This window comes from Klebsiella sp. GG_Kp175 (assembly GCF_040062325.1).
Lineage (GTDB): Bacteria > Pseudomonadota > Gammaproteobacteria > Enterobacterales > Enterobacteriaceae > Klebsiella > Klebsiella quasipneumoniae.
In genome coordinates, this window is the sequence record NZ_JBEAFX010000025.1 from 1 (window position 1) to 16654 (window position 16654).

The 16654-nt window shown below is 57.8% G+C and carries 18 protein-coding genes; 12 read left to right on the forward strand and 6 right to left on the reverse strand.

What is annotated here, in order from left to right:
* Positions 1–149: 149 nt before the first annotated feature.
* Together ABLU73_RS22675 and ABLU73_RS22680 are read left to right on the forward strand one after the other, a co-directional pair.
* Complete coding sequence (locus tag ABLU73_RS22675; RefSeq protein ID WP_004143800.1) at positions 150–1073, forward strand: LysR substrate-binding domain-containing protein; 924 nt, start codon at positions 150–152, stop codon at positions 1071–1073.
* Between the two features lie 277 nt (positions 1074–1350).
* Positions 1351–3723 (forward strand): glucose/quinate/shikimate family membrane-bound PQQ-dependent dehydrogenase, encoded by a 2373-nt coding sequence (locus ABLU73_RS22680; protein WP_032456161.1) that lies wholly within the window; start codon positions 1351–1353, stop codon positions 3721–3723.
* Between the two features lie 68 nt (positions 3724–3791).
* Here ABLU73_RS22680 and ABLU73_RS22685 read toward each other — a convergent pair whose 3' ends face one another.
* The 3 genes from ABLU73_RS22685 to cybB form a co-directional block, all read right to left on the reverse strand.
* Positions 3792–4910: an S-(hydroxymethyl)glutathione dehydrogenase/class III alcohol dehydrogenase gene (locus ABLU73_RS22685; protein ID WP_004202819.1), complete on the reverse strand. Its 1119-nt coding sequence runs from the start codon at positions 4908–4910 to the stop codon at positions 3792–3794.
* Between the two features lie 24 nt (positions 4911–4934).
* Positions 4935–5210, reverse strand: a complete 276-nt coding sequence (locus tag ABLU73_RS22690) for a metal/formaldehyde-sensitive transcriptional repressor (RefSeq protein WP_004202822.1) — start codon at positions 5208–5210, stop codon at positions 4935–4937.
* A gap of 104 nt (positions 5211–5314) precedes the next feature.
* On the reverse strand, positions 5315–5842 hold the full coding sequence (gene cybB, locus ABLU73_RS22695) for a cytochrome b561 (protein WP_049092052.1): 528 nt from the start codon (positions 5840–5842) through the stop codon (positions 5315–5317).
* Between the two features lie 243 nt (positions 5843–6085).
* Between cybB and ABLU73_RS22700 the strand changes: the two genes are divergently transcribed.
* Entirely contained in the window at positions 6086–6454 is a 369-nt protein-coding gene (locus ABLU73_RS22700) for a hypothetical protein (protein ID WP_004202826.1), read from the forward strand.
* Between the two features lie 9 nt (positions 6455–6463).
* On the opposite strand, the gene ABLU73_RS22705 is transcribed toward ABLU73_RS22700, so the two are convergent.
* Positions 6464–6649, reverse strand: a complete 186-nt coding sequence (locus ABLU73_RS22705) for a hypothetical protein (protein ID WP_004202827.1) — start codon at positions 6647–6649, stop codon at positions 6464–6466.
* Positions 6650–6879: 230 nt separating this feature from the next.
* Positions 6880–7344 (reverse strand): helix-turn-helix domain-containing protein, encoded by a 465-nt coding sequence (locus tag ABLU73_RS22710; protein ID WP_023318421.1) that lies wholly within the window; start codon positions 7342–7344, stop codon positions 6880–6882.
* Positions 7345–7538: 194 nt separating this feature from the next.
* Here ABLU73_RS22710 and ABLU73_RS22715 point away from each other — a divergent pair, with 194 nt between their 5' ends.
* Positions 7539–8693 (forward strand): MFS transporter, encoded by a 1155-nt coding sequence (locus ABLU73_RS22715; RefSeq protein ID WP_264924388.1) that lies wholly within the window; start codon positions 7539–7541, stop codon positions 8691–8693.
* Between the two features lie 157 nt (positions 8694–8850).
* A complete protein-coding gene (gene add / locus ABLU73_RS22720) occupies positions 8851–9852 on the forward strand; it encodes an adenosine deaminase (RefSeq protein WP_264924311.1) in 1002 nt (333 codons plus the stop codon).
* A 35-nt stretch (positions 9853–9887) separates the two neighbouring features.
* Here the strand turns inward: add and ABLU73_RS22725 are convergent, their stop codons facing one another.
* A complete protein-coding gene (locus ABLU73_RS22725) occupies positions 9888–10928 on the reverse strand; it encodes an oxidoreductase (RefSeq protein WP_004202837.1) in 1041 nt (346 codons plus the stop codon).
* Positions 10929–11118: 190 nt separating this feature from the next.
* On the opposite strand from ABLU73_RS22725, the gene blr reads away from it, so the two are divergent.
* The 7 genes from blr to rsxC form a co-directional block, all read left to right on the forward strand.
* Positions 11119–11256 (forward strand): division septum protein Blr, encoded by a 138-nt coding sequence (gene blr / locus ABLU73_RS22730; protein WP_012541534.1) that lies wholly within the window; start codon positions 11119–11121, stop codon positions 11254–11256.
* A gap of 115 nt (positions 11257–11371) precedes the next feature.
* Complete coding sequence (locus tag ABLU73_RS22735) at positions 11372–12742, forward strand: GH1 family beta-glucosidase (protein WP_264924309.1); 1371 nt, start codon at positions 11372–11374, stop codon at positions 12740–12742.
* Positions 12743–12957: 215 nt separating this feature from the next.
* A complete protein-coding gene (gene ydgT, locus ABLU73_RS22740) occupies positions 12958–13173 on the forward strand; it encodes a transcription modulator YdgT (RefSeq protein ID WP_004202843.1) in 216 nt (71 codons plus the stop codon).
* 75 nt (positions 13174–13248) lie between these two features.
* Positions 13249–13689 carry a DUF2569 domain-containing protein gene (locus tag ABLU73_RS22745; RefSeq protein WP_004202845.1) on the forward strand — a complete coding sequence of 147 codons (441 nt, stop codon included), beginning with the start codon at positions 13249–13251 and terminating at the stop codon, positions 13687–13689.
* 78 nt (positions 13690–13767) lie between these two features.
* On the forward strand, positions 13768–14349 hold the full coding sequence (gene rsxA / locus ABLU73_RS22750; RefSeq protein WP_002907658.1) for an electron transport complex subunit RsxA: 582 nt from the start codon (positions 13768–13770) through the stop codon (positions 14347–14349).
* Entirely contained in the window at positions 14349–14927 is a 579-nt protein-coding gene (rsxB, locus tag ABLU73_RS22755) for an electron transport complex subunit RsxB (RefSeq protein WP_004202846.1), read from the forward strand. Before rsxA ends, rsxB begins: the two co-directional genes overlap by 1 nt.
* The coding region (rsxC, locus tag ABLU73_RS22760) for an electron transport complex subunit RsxC (RefSeq protein WP_116397333.1) at positions 14920–16654 on the forward strand (1735 nt) is incomplete at its 3' end. The genes rsxB and rsxC, both read left to right, overlap by 8 nt.

A 16654-nucleotide genomic window follows, 5' to 3' on the forward strand; every position in this document is an offset into this window, starting at 1 on the left:
GCACAGCCGGGGCGACGGCGTGTTAAACCATAGGGAAAGATCTTGTAATGTAATCAGCTCAAATGTTAATAATATTTTGCTATCTGGTTATCAAATTTAAACAAGGCCGCTTGTCTCTTTCACCGCTGTGTTTTTAACATCATCTTACTATGGAAAAAAATGGTCTCTTCAGTCAGCGCATTCGCTTGCGCCATCTACACACCTTCGTGGCCGTCGCTCAACAGGGAACGCTGGGGCGCGCGGCTGAAACTTTAAATCTGAGCCAGCCAGCACTTTCAAAAACGCTTAACGAGCTTGAACAGCTGACCGGTACCCGTCTGTTTGAGCGGGGACGTCTGGGGGCGCAATTGACCCTGGTCGGGGAACAGTTTCTGACTCATGCCGTGAAAGTGCTTGATGCCCTTAACTCGGCGGGCCAGGCGCTGAACCGTAAAGAGGGGCTGAATAACGATATCGTGCGCATCGGCGCGCTGCCTACCGCCGCGCTGGGGATCCTACCGACGGTGATCGGCCAGTTCCATAAGCAGCAAAAAGATATCACGCTGCAGGTCGCCACCATGAACAACACCATGCTGCTCGCCGGGTTAAAATCCGGGGAGATCGACATCGGCATCGGACGGATGTCCGATCCGGAGCTGATGAGCGGGCTGCATTACGAACTGCTGTTCCTGGAATCCCTTAAGCTGGTGGTACGCCCGGGACATCCTCTGCTGCAGGAGACCGTGACCCTCAGTCGGGTGATGGAGTGGCCGGTGGTGGTCTCGCCAAAGGGCACCGTGCCGCGGCAAAACGCCGAAGCGCTGCTCCAGAGCCAGGGCTGTAAAATGCCCGCCGGCTGCATCGAGACCCTCTCTGCTTCACTGTCGCGCCAGCTGACGGTCGATTTTGACTATGTCTGGTTCGTCCCTTCCGGGGCGGTGAAAGACGATCTTCGCCGTGGCGTACTGACCGCCCTGCCGATTGCCACCCAGGGCGCCGGGGAGCCCATCGGCATTCTAACCCGCGTCGATGCGACGCTGACCCCCGGTACACAAACCCTGCTCAGCGCTATTCGTAAATCAATGCCTGCCTGATCCGCTGATCCCCCGGCCCGTAGCGGCCGGGGAGCCAACGCTGACTGCGTCACATTCAGCAAAATAATCATTTAGTGCGAAATTATTTATTAACATTTGCGCAAATTTCTTTAACAGATCTATCATATCGCGATTTCACCAAATGGTTCATACGAAATCAAAACAGGCAATAAATTTGGCTTTATGAAGATACAAACCACTTCATTCAAAAATAAAACAAAATAACTTTGTTTCATTTGGTTCGCACTGAGGTGGCTGGTGTGGTTAAGGAGATTTCATGACAACTGGCAACGCGCCGCGCGGATTCCCCCGGATCCTGCAGTGGCTTCTCGCCGGACTGATGCTGATCATCGGTCTGGCTATCGGTATTCTGGGGGTAAAACTGGCTCTCGTCGGCGGCACGCTGTACTTCGCGCTGATGGGCGTGGTGATGGTTATCGCGGCGGTGCTGATTTTCCGTCGCCGCCGCGGGGGTATTCTGCTGTACGCCGTGGCGTTTATCGCTTCGGTGATCTGGGCGATCGGCGACGCTGGCTGGAACTTCTGGCCGCTCTTCTCGCGTCTGTTCGCCCTTGGCGTGCTGGCCTTCCTCGCCGCCCTGGTCTGGCCTTTCCTTGCCAGCTCGCCGGCGAAAAAAGGCCCGGCTTTTGCCATCGCCGCCGTGCTCGCCGTGGCGCTGGCGGGAAGCTTTGGCTGGATGTTTAAATCCGAACCGCTGGTCAGCGCCACGGAAGCGGTGCCGGTGAAACCCGTCGCGCCGGGCGAAGAGCAGAAAAACTGGGCGCACTGGGGCAACACCACCCACGGCGACCGCTTCGCCGCCCTGGATCAAATCAACAAGCAAAACGTCAACCAGCTGCAGGTAGCCTGGGTGGCGCATACTGGCGATATCCCACAGAGCAATGGCTCCGGCGCGGAAGATCAGAATACCCCGCTGCAGATTGGCGATACCCTCTACGTCTGTACCCCTTACAGCAAAGTGCTGGCGCTGGATGTCGACAGCGGCAAAGAGAAATGGCGCTATGACTCCAAATCCTCTTCGCCTAACTGGCAGCGCTGCCGCGGCTTAGGCTATTACGAAGATAGCCAGGCGCAGACGACGCCAGCGTCAGGCGCTCAGCCTGCCGCTTGCTCCCGTCGTCTGTTCCTGCCAACGATCGATGCCCGCCTGATCGCCATTGATGCCGACACCGGCAAACTGTGCGAGAGCTTCGGCGATCGCGGTATTGTCGACCTTAGCGTCGGGATGGGCGAAGTCAAAGCAGGTTACTATCAGCAGACCTCCACCCCGCTGGTCGCGGGTAATGTGGTGGTGGTCGGCGGCCGCGTCGCGGATAACTACTCTACCGGCGAACCGCCGGGGGTGGTCCGTGCGTTTGACGTCCACACCGGTAAACTGGCCTGGGCGTGGGATCCGGGTAATCCGGCGCTGACCGGCGTACCGCCGGAGGGCCAGACCTATACGCGCGGCACGCCGAACGTCTGGTCGGCGATGTCTTACGACGCGAAGCTGAACCTGATCTATCTGCCGACCGGTAACGCTACGCCTGACTTCTTTGGCGGCGAACGAACCGCGCTGGACGATAAATACAGCTCCTCCATCGTCGCCGTGGATGCCGCTACCGGCCAGGTACGCTGGCACTTCCAGACCACCCACCACGACCTGTGGGACTTTGACCTGCCGTCCCAGCCGCTGCTGTACGATCTGCCTGACGGCAAGGGCGGCACCACCCCGGTGCTGGTGCAGACCAGCAAGCAGGGCATGATCTTTATGCTCAACCGCGAAACCGGCGAGCCGGTGGCGAAAGTGGAAGAGCGGCCGGTGCCGGTGGGCAATGTCAAAGGCGAGCGCTACTCGCCGACGCAGCCTTACTCGGTGGGAATGCCGATGATCGGTAACCAGACGCTGACCGAGTCCGATATGTGGGGAGCGACGCCGATCGACCTGCTGCTGTGCCGTATCCAGTTCAAAGAAATGCGCCATCAGGGCGTCTTTACCCCGCCGGGGGAAGACCGCTCCCTGCAGTTCCCGGGCTCGCTTGGCGGCATGAACTGGGGCAGCGTCTCGGTGGATCCCAACAACAGCCTGATGTTCGTTAACGATATGCGTCTGGGTCTCGCCAACTATATGGTGCCGCGCGAGAAGGTGGCGAAAGACGCCAGCGGCATCGAGATGGGCATCGTGCCGATGGAAGGCACGCCGTTTGGCGCCATGCGCGAACGTTTCCTGTCGCCGCTGGGCATTCCGTGCCAGAAGCCGCCGTTCGGCACCATGTCCGCAGTGGATCTGAAAACCGGGAAACTGGTGTGGCAGGTGCCGGTAGGTACCGTAGAGGATACCGGGCCGCTGGGGATCCGCATGCACATGCCGATTCCGATCGGTATGCCGACCCTTGGCGCGTCGCTGGCGACGCAGTCCGGGCTGCTGTTCTTCGCCGGCACTCAGGATTTCTACCTGCGCGCCTTTGATACCGCTAACGGCAAGGAGATCTGGAAATCCCGTCTGCCGGTTGGCAGCCAGTCAGGCCCGATGACCTACGTGTCGCCGAAAACCGGTAAGCAGTACATCATTATCAATGCGGGCGGCGCCCGTCAGTCTCCGGATCGCGGCGATTACATTATCGCCTACGCGCTCCCTGACCATCACTGATTGACTTAAGCAAAAGGGCCCATCCGGGCCCTTTTTTGCTGTTGCCGAAACGCCTTGCGCGTTAGCGATTACTGGTCGCCAAAGTGGATCACGGTGCGAATCGATTTGCCTTCATGCATCAGGTCAAAGGCCTCGTTAATCTGCTCCAGCGGCAGGCGATGAGTAATAAACGGGTCGAGGCGAATTTTACCCGCCATCGCGTCTTCCACCATTCCCGGCAGCTGGCTACGGCCTTTCACGCCGCCAAAGGCGGAGCCGCGCCACACGCGGCCTGTCACCAGCTGGAACGGACGGGTCTTGATCTCCTGCCCGGCGCCGGCCACGCCGATAATGACGCTCTCGCCCCAGCCCTTATGGCAGCATTCCAGCGCCGCGCGCATCACATTGACATTACCGATGCACTCGAAGCTGAAATCCACCCCGCCGTCGGTCAGCTCAACAATCACATCCTGAATCGGCTTATCGTAGTCGTTGGGGTTGATAAAGTCGGTAGCCCCCATCTCTTTAGCGAGAGTGAACTTATCCGGGTTGGTATCGACTGCCAGAATGCGCCCGGCTTGCGCCTGCACAGCGCCCTGGATCACCGCCAGGCCGATGCCGCCCAGACCAAAGACCGCGACGGTATCCCCGGCCTTAACCTTCGCCGTGTTGTGCACCGCGCCGATACCGGTGGTCACGCCGCAGCCCAGCAGACACACTTTATCCAGCGGCGCCTGCGGATTGACTTTCGCCAGCGAGATCTCAGCGCAGACCGTGTATTCGCTGAAGGTGCTGGTGCCCATGTAGTGATAAATCGGTTCGCCGTTATACGAGAAACGGGTGGTGCCGTCCGGCATCAGCCCTTTGCCCTGGGTAGCGCGTACCGCCTGACAGAGATTGGTTTTACCCGACTTACAGAATTTGCACTCGCCGCATTCGGCGGTATACAGCGGGATGACATGATCGCCCGGCTTAAGGCTGGTGACGCCCTCGCCCACTTCCACGACCACGCCGCCGCCTTCATGGCCCAGCACCGCCGGGAAGACCCCTTCCGGATCGTCGCCGGAAAGGGTGAAAGCATCGGTATGGCACACGCCGGTATGGGTGATTTTCACCAGAACTTCGCCTTTTTTCGGCGGCGCGACGTCAATCTCTACGATTTTTAACGGCTGACCGGGGCCAAAGGCCACTGCTGCGCGTGATTTCATAACTGTCTCTTCCTCGTCGTGATGTTATTTTAAATAGGATCGTAGCAGATGACCGACCTCTGCCATTCTCGCGGCCCGCTGGTCCGGGGTGGTGTCGCCGCTGACCAGCTCGTCCTGCAGGTGGATCTCCACCATTTCGCCCATCAGACCGTTTGCCGCCCCGCGAATCGAGGCGATCTGCTGCAGGATGGTCATACAGGGCTCGCCGGACTCCAGCGCGCGTTCAAGGGCTTCAACCTGGCCGCGGATGCGTCGTACGCGGCTGAGCGCCCGTTTTTTATCTTCAGGTGAATGTGGCACGATAACGCCTCCGTATCATATAGGGGGGTATACTATATTTTATTCACCACAAAGGCAAAAAAAACCCCGTCTCGGGACGGGGTCTGAATGTTGAAGCAAACCCTTCAGCGCTTACGGGGCATCATTCGCAGCAGGGTATTATCTTTCCACCAGTAATGATGGAGCAGCGCAGCAAAGGCATGCAGGCCAATCACGAAGTAACCGGCGTTCGCTAACCATTCATGGATCGCTTTCAGGGTGTCCACCCGCTCAAAATCGCTCTGCGGAGCATACGGCATCGTCAGGCCAAAGGCGTACCAGGGATTCCCGCGCCAGTACATCATTACCATGCCAATCAGCGGCAGGCCGATAAACAGCAGATAGATAATCAGATGGCCGAGATGGGCGAAACCAGTCATCATCGGTGAGGGCTTTGGCACGATCGGCGGCGTCGGCATTTTCAGCCGCACCAGCAGACGCGCCACCATCAGCACGCCAATGGTGATTCCGCAGGAAACATGAACCATATTGATCAGCGGCCGATCGCTGCGGGGGAAAAATCCGCGCAGCTCCATCGCCGCATAGGCCACCACCACCAGCAGAAAGACCAGCCAGTGGATGCCGATCTGCAGGCCGGAATATTTATCGCGCATGGAATATCCTTAATGGAAAGTGTGATTGTGCCAACATAGCGGCCTTCTCTTAAATTTTCATTAACCTTTACGTTGAATTAACAATTGATTACCGCATTGTGCTGAGCCGCTGCACCCGGACCACGCAAACGGGCGCCGGATACCATCCGCTATTACAAAATTAAACATTTTTGTTACCTGCCGCCGCGCGCTCCCCTCTATAGTTGAGAACATCTGTCGGCCACGCTGCGTATGGAGATGAAAATGAAGAAAATCAGCTTACCGCTATTGCTGCTGACCGCGCTGGCCAGCCCGACTTTCGCCGCGGACTGTCAGCCTAACGGCATCGGTGGCTCATTTTGCATTAACGATGACGGGACCACTACCGACACGGTGCCGAATGAAGTCAACGGTATGGATACGTATTCGAATAATGGCGGGTATAGCAGTTCTCTGCCCGACCAGTCGGGGGCAGAGGAAGCGCTTGAAGGGTCAACGCTGTCGACGCAGCAGGACAGCGTCGCCAGTAGTGGTCAGGGAGACAGCGCCCTGGCGGGTCGCGACTGGCATTCGCCGTCCAATCTGAATGATGGCGCCGCCACCTCCAGTATGAGCCTGCTGGATAAACCCTGAGGCCTGGCGTCAGGCAAAGCTCCAGCCTGCGGCGCCGATGGCGACGGCGAACAGCAGGCAGGCCAGCGCCGTTTTGCGTAACAGCATGGTATAGAAGGAGATCGCGACGCCAACGAATACCACCAGCAGAATGGGCCACATGCTTAATAACAACAGCAGAAAACCCTCAATATTATTATGGATTACGCTTTCCACATCCGCATCCCTGCCTCATCGTCGATAAAGTAAGCAGAATTTAATATGTAACATGAATACATTCAAATAAAATATAAATGTAAATGATTATGCGGCTGGCGGCGGGTCACTGTTACGCGTCCGGGGAGTTAGCATCAGAAGCAGTGCGCAAAAAATAGGTCAGGATTGTTCCACAACCCTTTAGCGGTACGATCGTATTCTCACTAGAATCCCGCAAACCCTTCACGACATTATTCGGCGCTGGTATCTGATACAACGCGCCGGCGATGACAGTCGCCTGGTTGCAATTTATCTCCCTGAGCGGAACGCACATCCAGATATTGAAGCGGCTGGCCGTGTTCGTTATCCAGCAGGACAGAGTAGGTTTCTCCCTGCTCAAACATATAACGCTCTCCCCATTGACGCATCGCCACAACAATGGGAAACACGGAGCGCCCCTTTTCAGTCAGGACGTATTCCTTATATGCGCTGCCATCCGATGCCGGTAAAATCTCGAAAATACCGATCTCGACCAGGTGCTTCAGGCGCGCGGCAAGGATATTTTTGGCCAGCCCTAAATTTTTTTGAAACTCGCTGAATCTCCGTACATCGTCAAATGCTTCGCGGATAATCATCAGGCACCAGCGTTCACCAATTGATTCCAACGTTCTCGCCACCGGACATTCACTGGTTCTGAGTGATTCCTGTTTTGCCATCTGCGCGCTCCTCATCAATCTGTCTACTAATGCTAGCTTAATCTTCCGTTTTACCAGTTGCAAAAAAAAACCACTATGGCTATTTCTATAGGTAAACGAGTTTTAAAAAGCAACCAGATAGAAGGTCTCTTATGAAAGATAAGACAAGCAGGTGTACCGGCCACGGAATTCAAACCGCGTCAGCCCCTGACGCGATGCTCACCGCAGGGATAACGACGTTGTTTTCACTGACCTGCGCGCTGGCGGTAGCCAACGTTTATTCAGCTCAACCTTTACTCGACTCGATGGCGGTCAGCCTCAAGGTGGCGCCAGGCATGATTGGCGGCGTCATCACCGCTACGCAGTTGGGCTATGCCATTGGCTTACTGTTCCTGGTTCCGCTCGGGGACTGGCTGAACCGTAAATACGTGGCGATGACTCAGCTGTTGCTTTCAGCGGCGGCGTTAGTTGTAGCAGGGTTATCCCCCAATATAGCCACTCTGTTTGGCGCCATGCTGATCGTTGGCCTGATGGCCGTTGTGGTGCAGTTGATGGTGGCGTGGGTGGCAATACTGGCGACACCGCAGAAACGAGGCCAGGCGGTGGGTACCCTGACCAGCGGAATTGTTTCAGGCATCCTGTTGTCTCGGTTTATCTCAGGCGCGATAGCCGATATTGCCGGCTGGCGAGCCGTTTATCTCACGGCTGCCTGTATGATGCTGTTGATGGCCGGTGTCGTCTGGAAGGTCATGCCTCCGCCCTCAAAGCAATCGCAGCCACAAAAGTCCACCTACCTTTCCTTATTGAAGTCAGTGTTTCAGCTATATATCACTGAACCGCAACTGAGAAAGCGCGGCATCCTGGCGCTTCTTATCTTCGCCGCCTTCAGCATGCTATGGACAACTATGGTCATGCCGCTTACCGCCCTTTCCCTCTCGCACACCCAGGCGGGGATGTTTGGCTTAGCCGGCCTCGCTGGCGTGCTGGCCGCCTCAAGAGCGGGAAAGTGGGCTGACCAGGGATGGGCTCAGCGTACTACCGGCTTGGCGCTGGCGCTGCTGGCTCTCTCATGGCTGCCTATCGCCTATGTTGAAACCTCTTTGCTCTGGCTGTTAGCTGGCGTCATTGCGCTGGACTTTGCGGTACAGGCCGTACATGTCTCTAACCAGAGCCTGATCATTGCCGCCAGGCCTGCAGCAGCAAGCCGCCTGGTTGGGGCTTACATGTGTTTTTATTCGCTGGGTAGCGCGGCAGGGGCTATCGTTGCCACACAGCTTTATTCCCACTGGGGATGGCAGGCGGTCTGCCTTGCGGGTGCCGCGGTCAGCGCGTGTGCTTTTCTTGTCTGGTCAGGATCGCGTCGATCATGACATTCGGCCCCTGTTTTGAAGGGGCCAGTCAAAAAGCGCGTAAAAATGACCTGATTGCCCCCAGCTGTTTGTATCGCATAGATTTTTTCAATGCTTTTAAACAGTTATGCTCATGTTGTATAATGACGTGCACTTTAACTAAAAAAAGAGTGCGACCATGATTGATTCCTCATTGCCATTAACCGACATTCACCGCCACCTTGACGGTAACATCCGGGCCCAAACCATCCTCGATCTTGGCCGCGAGTTTAATATCACCCTTCCCGCTACCACCCTTGACACGCTGCGTCCCCACGTCCAGGTCACCAGCCTGGAGCCCGATCTGGTCAGTTTTCTCGCCAAGCTCGACTGGGGGGTGAAAGTCCTGGCCTCGCTGGAAGCCTGCCGTCGCGTGGCGTATGAGAACGTCGAAGACGCGGCGCGCAATGGCCTGCACTACGTGGAGCTGCGCTTCTCCCCACGCTATATGGCGATGACCCACCAGTTGCCGGTTGACGGCGTGGTAGAGGCAGTGATCGCCGGGGTACGTGAGGGGTGCCGCGATTTTCAGGTCGACGCCCGCCTGATCGGCATTTTGAGCCGCACCTTTGGCGAAGCGGCCTGTCAGGAAGAGCTGGCGGCGCTGCTCGCCCACCGCGATGGCATCACCGCCCTCGACCTCGCTGGCGATGAGCTGGGCTTCCCGGGGGCGCTGTTCCTCAGTCATTTTAACCAGGCCCGCGATGCCGGGTGGCATATCACCGTTCACGCTGGCGAAGCGGCCGGCCCGGAAAGTATCTGGCAGGCCATTCGTGAGCTGGGCGCCGAGCGTATCGGCCACGGGGTAAAAGCGGTACAGGATCCCGCCCTGATGGACTATCTGGCCGAGCACCGCATCGGGATTGAATCCTGTCTCACCTCGAACGTGCAAACCAGCACCGTACCCTCTCTGGCCCAGCATCCGCTGAAGCAGTTCCTTGAGCACGGCGTGCTGGCGAGCCTCAACACTGACGATCCGGCGGTCCAGGGGGTCGATATTATCCACGAATACACCGTGGCGGCGCCGGCGGCGGGCCTGAGCCGGGGGCAGATCCGCCAGGCCCAGATCAATGGTCTGACCCAGGCGTTTCTGAGCGAACAGGAAAAAGCCGCGCTCATTCAGCGGGTGGCTAAAGGCTGATAGCCGGCCCGGCAGCCGCGCTGCCGGGCTATCTCTTACACAAGGCTGAGCGTGGCGCGATGCCGAGCCGACTCGATACCGAGCTCAAGCAGGGTCATGATTTGAATCGCCTCGCTGGCCGGAACCGGGTTTTCTCCCACCCCATTGAGCGCATCGCGGATAGCGGCATAGTAAGCGGGATAATTGCCCGGTAGCGTCAGCCATGTCTCCTCGCTACGTTCGTCGCCTTCGGCGCGGGTCAGGGTACCGTCACGCATATCATACCCCCAGTCCTCCTGCGGCAAACGCTCGCCATTTTTCAGCCGCTCCTCCTGCGGGTCGAGACCGTACTTGATAAAGCTGGCCCGCGAGCCGTGGACGATAAAGCGCGCGCTCTCCGCGGCGGCGAGCAATGTGCCGTGCAGCACCACCCGCCGCTGTGGATAGGCCAGCACCGCGTGAAAATAGTCGGTGGATTGCGCGCCGGGCCGAAGTTGAGCGAGATCCACCGTGATGCTCACCGGCAGACCAAACAGCACCACCGCCTGGTCGAGCAGATGCGGTCCGAGATCATACCAAATTCCACTCCCGGGGCCCGCCTGTTCCCGCCAGCGCTGGCGTACCTGCGGGCGGAAGCGGTCGAAATGGGATTCGAAGTAACACACCTCTCCCAGCAGGCCTTCGTCGATTAACGTTCTGACCGTTAAGAAATCACTGTCCCAGCGCCGATTGTGAAATACCGACAGCACCCGGCCACAGTGCTTCGCCAGGCTCTCCAGCTCACGAGCCTGTGACAGTGTCACGGTAAAGGGTTTATCCACCACCACGTGCTTACCGGCCTCCAGCGCCGCTTTCGCCAGTGGGAAGTGGGTGTCGTTCGGCGTGGCGATGACCACCAGATCGATCTCCGGGTCGTTCAGCAATTCACCCGCCGCACTAACCACCTTCGCGCCAGGCCAGTCGGCATGAACTTTGGCCGCGTCGCTGCTGGAGACCGTCGTCAGCGCCAGGCCCGGCGTGCCGCTGATTAATGGCGCGTGAAACGTTTTGCTGGCATAGCCATAGCCCACCAGCCCCACCCGGATCGCATCACTCATTTAACCGCCTCTCTTATTCAGCTGATGTCAATATCTGACTAATGAGAATATTCTTACAAAACGTGAATAAAACTTATCATTTTTTCACTTAAGGTTTTAACGCATGCGTGCAAAATCAGACAGATACCCCTTGTGATCTGCTGACCATAGAGTAACATTTCCCACTGTGTTCAAAGGATATTGAAGTGTTATGACGACTGTTTTTACTCGTATTGTAGAACTTATTGGCTGGATTGTTTTTGGGATTTCCGCACTGCTTTTGGTTATCGCGCACCATATTGATAACTACCAGTCGCCACCGCCAGCGGATGTGGTGCAGACAAAGTAGCGCCGCCGTGAAACAGTGACCCGCTTCGCAACTGTGCAACCGGTTTCAGAAACCGGTTGCACAGTTATCCTTGCTTTGATTACACTCCCTCTATCATCAGACTGGGAGTTTTTTCATGGCCTCTTTTCCGCAACATTTTCTATGGGGTGCCGCTACCGCAGCGTATCAGGTTGAAGGTGGGCACGACGCTGACGGTAAAGGACCGTCAATCTGGGATATCTACTCTCACCTGCCGGGAACCACCTTTGAAGGGACCACCGGCGATATCGCCGTCGATCACTATCACCGTTTTCGCGAAGACGTGGCGTTGATGGCCGAGATGGGCCTGCAGAGCTATCGCTTTTCCATCTCCTGGCCGCGCCTGCTGCCCACCGGGCGCGGCGAGGTTAATGAAGCAGGCGTGCAGTTTTATAGCGATCTGATCGATGAACTGCTGGCGCATAATATTGAGCCGATGATTACCCTCTATCACTGGGACCTGCCGCAGGCCCTGCAGGATGAGGGCGGCTGGGAAGCACGCAGCACCGCCGAAGCCTTCGCCGAGTACGCCCGCCTCTGCTACGCCCGCTTTGGTTCGCGGGTGAAGCTGTGGGCTACCTTTAACGAGACCATCGTCTTTATCGGCCACGGCTACATTAACGGCCTGCATCCGCCGGCCGTTCGCGATCCGGCGCGCGCCATCCAGGCCTGTCATCACGTGTTTATCGCCCATGCGCTGGCGGTGAAGGCGTTTCGCGAGATGGCCGTGGCGGGCGAGATTGGTTTCGTCAATGTGCTGCAGCCGCATACCCCGCTCACCGACAGCGAGGCGGACAGGCAGGCTACCGACCTGGCTGACGCCATCCATACCCACTGGCTGTACGATCCGGTGCTAAAAGGCACCTATCCTGCTGCCCTGCTGGCGCAGACTCAAGCCCTGTGGGGAGTACCGCGCTTTGCTCCAGGCGACGACGCGCTGCTGCGAGACAACCGCTGTGACTTTATCGGTCTGAATTACTATCGTCGGGAAACGGTATCCGCCCAGCCGCCCGAAATCCCCACCGGCGGCGAGCCTGGCGTGGAGGGGTTATTCTATTTCGTGCGTAATCCGCAGAGCACTTATACCGAATGGGGCTGGGAGATCTGGCCGCAGGGGCTAACCGACGGCATTATGATGATCAAGGCGCGCTATGGCGATATCCCGATCTATATCACCGAGAATGGGCTGGGAGCGAAAGACCCGATTATTGCCGGTGAGGTGGTCGACGATCCGCGAATCGACTACCTGAGCAGCCATATTGGCGCTCTGGAAAAGGCGCTGGCGCAGGGAGCTGACGTTCGCGGCTATTATCCCTGGTCGTTTATCGATCTGCTTAGCTGGCTCAACGGATATCAAAAGCAATATGGCTTTGTCTATGTGGACCACCAGCAAAATCTGGCACGGAAACGAAAGAAGAGTTTTTATTGGTACAAATCTGTTATTGCCAGTCGCGGCGAACAGCGTTAATCTTCTCCTGCGGGCGCCATTCGGCGCCCGGTCTGATTTAGAATATTCTTAAACATCTCCCTGCTCTTCAAGGCTGGCTTTGCCCCTTGTCATGGGTTTATATAACCTGAAACATTCCACGCGGCCCCGGCAGAAGGCGCCGTTGGTTGAGAGTAGGTTTAGTGAATGCTGATAATATTCAACGTAATTATTCCGATTATAAAATGGATACGAAAATGACCGTTCTGGACTATTTATTAAAATTCCGCAAAATCAGTTCGCTGGAAAGTCTTGAAAAACTATTTGATCACCTTAACTACTCCCTGACTGACACCGAAGAGATCGTTAATATGTATCGCGCCGCCGATCACCGCCGGGCAGAGCTGGTTTCCGGCGGTAAATTGTTCGATGTGGGCCAGGTGCCTAAATCCGTTTGGCGATTCGTGCAGTAAGACTGTCATCCTTCACGCCAGTTGCTTATACTTCCCGGCCTGCTTTTATATACTGGCGTTAAATAGGGGAGAACCATGACGTCTCAATCTGCGGAACGCATCGGCGGATGGCTGCTGGCACCGCTGGCCTGGTTGCTGGTGGCGCTGCTGAGCGCCTCGTTATCGCTGCTGTTTTTTGCCAATGCCCTCATGTCGCCGCAAACCTGGGCCCTGCTGCGCGCCATGAGCACCGGACACATGGCGCTGTGGGTCGCCTCGTTGCTGTTTGCCCTCGCCATGTGGTTTTATACGCTCTGGCTGACCATCGCCTTTTTCAAGCGGCGCTCGCTGGTGCCGAAACACTATATTATCTGGCTGCTCATTACGCTGCTGCTGGCGATAAAGGCGTTTGCCTTCTCCCCCGTTTCGGATGTCCTTGCACTGCGTCAGCTACTGTTTCCGCTGCTGGCCGCCGCGCTGCTGGCGCCCTATTTTCGCCGTTCACAGCGGGTAAAACGGACCTTTGTTAATCCGTAATAACCCCACACTTAACCTGTTGTCGCCGGTATCGTTTTATTCGATAATAAGCGGCTTTTTTTCGTTTCAGGTCGCATGATGGCTGATTATTTACTGCTCTTTATCGGTACTGTCCTTGTCAATAACTTCGTTTTGGTGAAGTTCCTTGGCCTGTGTCCGTTTATGGGGGTTTCCAAAAAGCTGGAAACCGCAATGGGGATGGGGCTCGCCACCACCTTCGTGATGACCCTGGCCTCTATTTGCGCCTGGCTGATTGATACCTGGATCCTTATCCCGCTAAATCTGGTTTATTTACGTACCCTGGCCTTTATTCTGGTTATCGCCGTGGTGGTCCAGTTCACTGAGATGGTGGTGCGTAAAACCAGCCCGGCGCTCTATCGCCTGCTGGGCATCTTTTTGCCCCTTATCACCACCAACTGCGCGGTGCTCGGGGTGGCGCTGCTGAACATCAACCTGGGCCACAATTTCCTGCAGTCGGCGCTGTACGGCTTTGCCGCCGCCGTCGGCTTCTCGCTGGTGATGGTGCTGTTCGCGGCGATCCGCGAACGTCTGGTGGTGGCCGATGTCCCCGCGCCGTTCCGCGGTAATGCCATCGCGCTGATTACCGCCGGTTTAATGTCTCTGGCCTTTATGGGCTTTAGTGGTTTGGTGAAGTTGTAATGAGCGCAGTCTGGATAGCCGTGATCGCCATCAGCCTGTTAGGGCTGATTTTCGGCTTAATACTGGGGTATGCGTCGCGCCGTTTCGCGGTGCAGGACGACCCGGTGGTGGAAAAAATTGATGAACTGTTACCGCAGAGCCAATGTGGGCAGTGCGGCTACCCTGGCTGCCGCCCCTATGCGGAAGCGGTGGGCGTGCAGGGTGAGAAAATTAATCGCTGCGCGCCGGGTGGTGAAGCGGTGATGTTAAAAATCGCCGCCTTGCTCAACGTCGACCCGCAGCCTGTCGATGGCGACGAGCAGGCAGCCGAGCCGGCCCGCATGCTCGCCGTGATTGACGAGCCGAACTGCATCGGCTGCACCAAATGTATTCAGGCGTGTCCCGTGGATGCCATTGTCGGGGCGACCCGCGCCATGCATACCGTGATGAGCGACCTATGCACCGGCTGCAACCTGTGCGTTGCCCCCTGCCCGACCCAGTGCATTTCACTCGTTCCGGTGGCGACCACCCCGGAGACCTGGAAATGGGATCTGCACACGATCCCGGTGCGAAATATTCCTGTGGAACAACATGTTTAAGCTATTTTCCGCTTTCCGAAAAGACAAAGTCTGGGATTTTAACGGCGGTATTCACCCGCCGGAGATGAAAACCCAGTCAAACGGCACCCCGCTGCGCCAGGTTTCCCTGCCGCAGCGCTTTGTGATCCCGCTGAAGCAGCACATCGGCGCCGAAGGCGAACTGTGCGTCAAAGTAGGCGACCGGGTGCTGCGCGGCCAGCCGCTAACCCGCGGTTGGGGAAGAATGCTGCCGGTTCACGCCCCCACCTCCGGCACCGTTGCCGCTATCGCCCCGCACACCACCGCCCATCCATCCGCGCTGGCGGAGATGAGCGTGATCATTGACGCCGACGGCGAAGACCGCTGGATCGAACGCGACGGCTGGAGCGACTACCAGACCCGCACACGTGAAGCGCTGATTGAGCGCATCCACCAGTTTGGCGTTGCCGGCCTCGGCGGCGCCGGCTTCCCCACCGGCAGTAAACTGCGCGGCGGCGGCGATAAAATTAAAACGCTGATCATTAACGCCGCCGAGTGCGAACCCTATATCACGGCGGACGACCGCCTGATGCAGGACTGCGCGGCGCAGATTGTCGAAGGGATCCGCATCCTCGCCCACATTCTGCAGCCTGACGAGGTGCTGATCGGCATTGAAGACAATAAGCCGCAGGCCATCTCCATGCTGCGGGCGGTACTCTGCGACGCCCATGGCATTTCGCTGCGCGTGATCCCCACCAAATACCCCTCCGGTGGCGCCAAGCAGCTCACCCAGATTCTCACCGGGAAACAGGTGCCGCACGGCGGTCGTTCTTCGGACATTGGCGTGCTAATGCAGAACGTCGGTACAGCCTACGCTGTGAAACGCGCGGTAATTGACGGCGAACCGTTAACCGAGCGCGTGGTCACCCTCACCGGCGAGGCGGTAACCCGGCCGGGCAATGTCTGGGCGCGCCTTGGCACGCCGGTGCGCCATCTGTTGAACGACGCCGGATTCTGCGCCAGCGCTGAGCCGATGGTGATCATGGGCGGCCCGCTGATGGGCTTTACTCTGCCGGGGCTCGACGTCCCGGTAGTGAAGATCACCAACTGTCTGTTAGCGCCCTCCGCCAGCGAAATGGGCGAGCCGCAGGAAGAAAAAGGCTGCATTCGCTGTAGCGCCTGCGCCGACGCCTGCCCGGCCGATCTGCTGCCGCAGCAGCTGTACTGGTTCAGCAAAGGCCAGCAGCACGATAAAGCCACCGCTCACAATCTGGCGGACTGCATCGAATGCGGCGCGTGCGCGTGGGTATGCCCAAGCAATATTCCGCTGGTGCAGTACTTCCGCCAGGAGAAAGCCGAGATCGCGGCGATTCGTCTGGAAGAGCAGCGCGCTGCGGAAGCCAAGGCGCGATTCGAGGCCCGACAGGCGCGCCTGGAGCGTGAGAAAGCGGCCCGCGCCGAGCGGCATAAAAAAGCCGCCGTCCAGCCTGCCGCCAAAGATCAGGATGCGATTAACGCCGCCCTGGCCCGGGTACGTGATAAACAGCGCGACGCCGCGCAGCCTATCGTGATTCAGGCCGGCGCCAGACCGGACAACAGCGAGGCGATTGCCGCCCGCGAAGCGCGGAAGGCCGAAGCCCGGGCGCGTAAAGCGCAGCAGCAGGCCGCGCCGGCGGAATCCCCGTCGACCGACGCTGCCGATCCACGCAAAGCGGCGGTGGAAGCCGCTATCGCCCGCGCCAAAGCGCGCAAAGCCGAACAGCAGGCCG